Source organism: Deltaproteobacteria bacterium (assembly GCA_003194485.1).
Classification (GTDB): domain Bacteria; phylum Desulfobacterota; class Dissulfuribacteria; order Dissulfuribacterales; family UBA3076; genus UBA3076.
This window is the reverse complement of sequence record PQXD01000065.1, coordinates 1-2,848: the sequence shown is the minus strand read 5'-3', so window position 1 is coordinate 2,848 and position 2,848 is coordinate 1. Positions and strand designations below refer to the sequence as shown.

Annotated in this window: 2 protein-coding genes and 1 pseudogene; 1 reads left to right on the top strand and 2 read right to left on the bottom strand. The window is 46.5% G+C overall.

All coding sequences use genetic code 11. The features are described 5' to 3' along the window. Positions 1-240 precede the first annotated feature (240 nt). Positions 241-603 (bottom strand): annotated as a pseudogene (locus C4B57_12020) (ABC transporter ATP-binding protein). Between C4B57_12020 and C4B57_12015 the strand changes: the two are divergent. Next, positions 515-1,960, top strand: coding sequence for an ATPase (locus C4B57_12015; protein ID PXF50538.1), 1,446 nt, complete (start codon positions 515-517; stop codon positions 1,958-1,960). The pseudogene C4B57_12020 and the gene C4B57_12015 overlap by 89 nt on opposite strands. Here the strand turns inward: C4B57_12015 and C4B57_12010 are convergent. Next, positions 1,955-2,362: a hypothetical protein gene (locus C4B57_12010; protein PXF50537.1), complete on the bottom strand. Its 408-nt coding sequence runs from the start codon at positions 2,360-2,362 to the stop codon at positions 1,955-1,957. The two genes, C4B57_12015 and C4B57_12010, sit on opposite strands and share 6 nt — an antisense overlap. Positions 2,363-2,848 lie beyond the last annotated feature (486 nt).

Sequence of the window (2,848 nt, the reverse complement as noted above, 5' to 3'; positions counted from 1 at the left end):
TCCGGATTATAGCTTCTGAAATTGTAGTTCATGAGGCCCTCAAAAAGCAATTATCATGTTGAAATTATATAATATTTTACCGAATTCGGCCTCATTTTGCAACTAATATTTGCGGGACAGACTCATATGGCCTGAAAAGAAGAAATGCCAAAAAACTACAAATTTCACGCAATGTCCCAGCTTTTGAATTTCAACATTCAAAATTGTGTCTGAACGGCCTCGTTCAGACACTAAATAAGACTATCTCTCCCCTAAAAACGACCTTCTCACCTTATCATTTTCAAGGAGGTTTTTTGCTTCATCCTGAAAGGCAATTTTGCCTATTTCAAATACGTAACCTCGATCTGCATATTCCAAAGCCATTCTTGCATTCTGTTCCACGAGAAGAATGGCGGTTCCGTCCCTGTTAATCTCCTTTATCTTCTCAAACAGGATATCCACATAATTCGGGGAAAGTCCCAGTGACGGCTCGTCCAGTAAAAGCAGTTCTGGTTCCAGCATCAGTGCCCTGCCGATGGCGAGCATCTGCTGCTCTCCGCTGCTTAACGTCCCCGCCCTTTGTTTTTGCCTTTCTTTAAGTACCGGGAATAGGCTGAATACCTGGCAAACTCGGGGACCGCTCAAATCAGGTTTGGAGAATACCCCTGTTCTTTGTATTTCACCAGTGCCAGGTTCTCCAGCCTCGGGGTCAGCCTTGGAATGCCATCCTCCATCTCCTACTGTTTGCAGGTATTCTTGCATTCAGTGTCACTTTGTGCAATTATACTTTTATATGGTTTCAGATTTAGTCGCAAGAAGATTCTGGATAGAGAGGATCGGAAAGGCCTGGCAGAGACGCTCCGTGGTATGGCTTTCAGGGGTGCGCCGGGTGGGCAAGACCTGCCTGTGCCTTACTTTGGGAGACATTGAGTACTTTGATTGCGAGCTTCCCAGGGTACGCAGAATGCTGGAGGACCCGGAGAGTTTTTGGGAAGGAATGCACGGGAAAAGGGTGGTGCTCGATGAAGTACACAGGCTTCCTAATCCTTCAGAGGTCTTAAAGATTGCTGCTGATCATTTTCCAGGCGTAAAGATCTTGGCCACTGGCTCCTCTACCCTGGGCGCATCGGCAAGGTTCAAGGATACTCTATCAGGGCGCAAGGCAGAGGTCTGGCTTACTCCCATGATTCTGTGCGATCTTAAGGATTTCGGCCAGGCTGACTTGAAATACCGGCTCCTGAGGGGCGGGCTCCCTCCGTTTTTCCTCTCCGGGGAATATCCCGAGCAGGACTTCCAGGAATGGATGGATGCATTCTGGGCCAAGGACATCCAGGAGCTTTTCAGGCTGGGAAAGAGATATTCTTTTCTGCGTTTTGTGGAGCTGCTTTTGATGCAAAGCGGGGGAATCTTTGAGGCCACCCGTTTTGCCGGGCCATGCGAAGCGAGCAGGACCACCATTGCCAACTATCTCGAGGTGTTGCAGTCTGCCCATGTTGCCCATGTGCTAAGGCCTTTCAGCACTTATCGTTCATCAGAGATTATCTCTGCCCCCAAGGTCTATGCCTTTGATACCGGCTTTGTGTGCTACTACCGGGGGCTCAGCACCTTACGGCCTGATGATCTGGGGCTTTTATGGGAACATCTTGTCTTGAACGAGATCCAAGCCTGCTTTCAGATGCATCACGTGCATTACTGGAGGGATAAAAGAGGCCACGAGGTAGATTTTGTGCTTATCTTTCGTGGAATTTCCCCTATAGCTATAGAATGCAAGTGGTCTGCCAATGATCTTGACTGTAAAAACCTCCTTGCCTTTTCCAGGCGTTATCCAGAAGCCGTTTTCTTCGTGGTTGCCGCGGATGTCAAGCAGGCCTTTTCCCGTAAGTACAAGGGGATTTCTATAAAATTTCTGAATCTGCCCCAGCTTATCGAAGAGCTTGATGATAGGAGGCCACAGGGGGTCCCAGGACAGTACGTCTCATAAAAACAGTTCTTTTAGCTTTTGCTTATCGGTTTTCAGGATCTCGGGTCTTCCGGAATAGGCAACTTTCCCCAGTTTAATTGAATAGATGTGATGGCAGACTTCCAGGACTTCCCGGACCTTCTGCTCTACGATCAGGACGGTCACCCCGAATTCGCGGACCATTCCAAGGCGGGTAATGCGATAAGGTGACAGCCCGTTCAAATCCCTGCCACCATATATGATCTTTCCCGAATCCGGGGTTAGAAAACCCGTTATTACATTAAATAACGTGGCCTTTCCTGCCCCGTTAGGGCCGATAATACCGGTGATCGAGTTTTTTGGAACTTCTAAGGAAAAATCATCAAGGGCAATGGTCCCATCGAAATTCTTGTTGGCGTTTATAATATTTAAAACCGGAGCCATATCTTATGTTCGTCCATAATGAATCAATTGCCTTCTTCGTGTCCTTCGTGGTGAAAAAATATGCCCTACACGTTGCTGAAATTCTCATCTGATGTCTGTGTCCGTTATTCCATCAGCCCTTTTCCTTTGTTAAAATTCCTTCTATCTCCTCTTTTGAGTGCATTGTCAAATGCACCCTTAACCAACGATGAAGCAGAAACGTTCAAAGTAATTCATCCTTCAATAGAAACTTAAGCTGATCTCTCTTTTATACTTCTATCATTATTCCTTGCAAATCAGCGTAACTAGCTTCTTGGCGAAGGAATCTTAGAGTGATTGAAACTATTTCAGATTGACGATTGGATAACTCATTCCTTCTTTTATTTATTTTTCCATGCGCCAGGTCTAAAACCTTCGCCTTTCAGGCGAAAGGCTTCAGCAGTTAAGGGATCGTGGTAAACTTGCTCATGGGAGGTTATCGCCATAAGCAAAGAATATCGCAAGGGG

Bases quoted from the DNA above. Each gene is read 5' to 3' on its own strand.
- C4B57_12015 (PXF50538.1), top strand. From the start codon at position 515: ATGGCGAGCATCTGCTGCTCTCCGCTGCTTAACGTCCCCGCCCTTTGT.
- C4B57_12010 (PXF50537.1), bottom strand. From the start codon at position 2,362: ATGGCTCCGGTTTTAAATATTATAAACGCCAACAAGAATTTCGATGGG.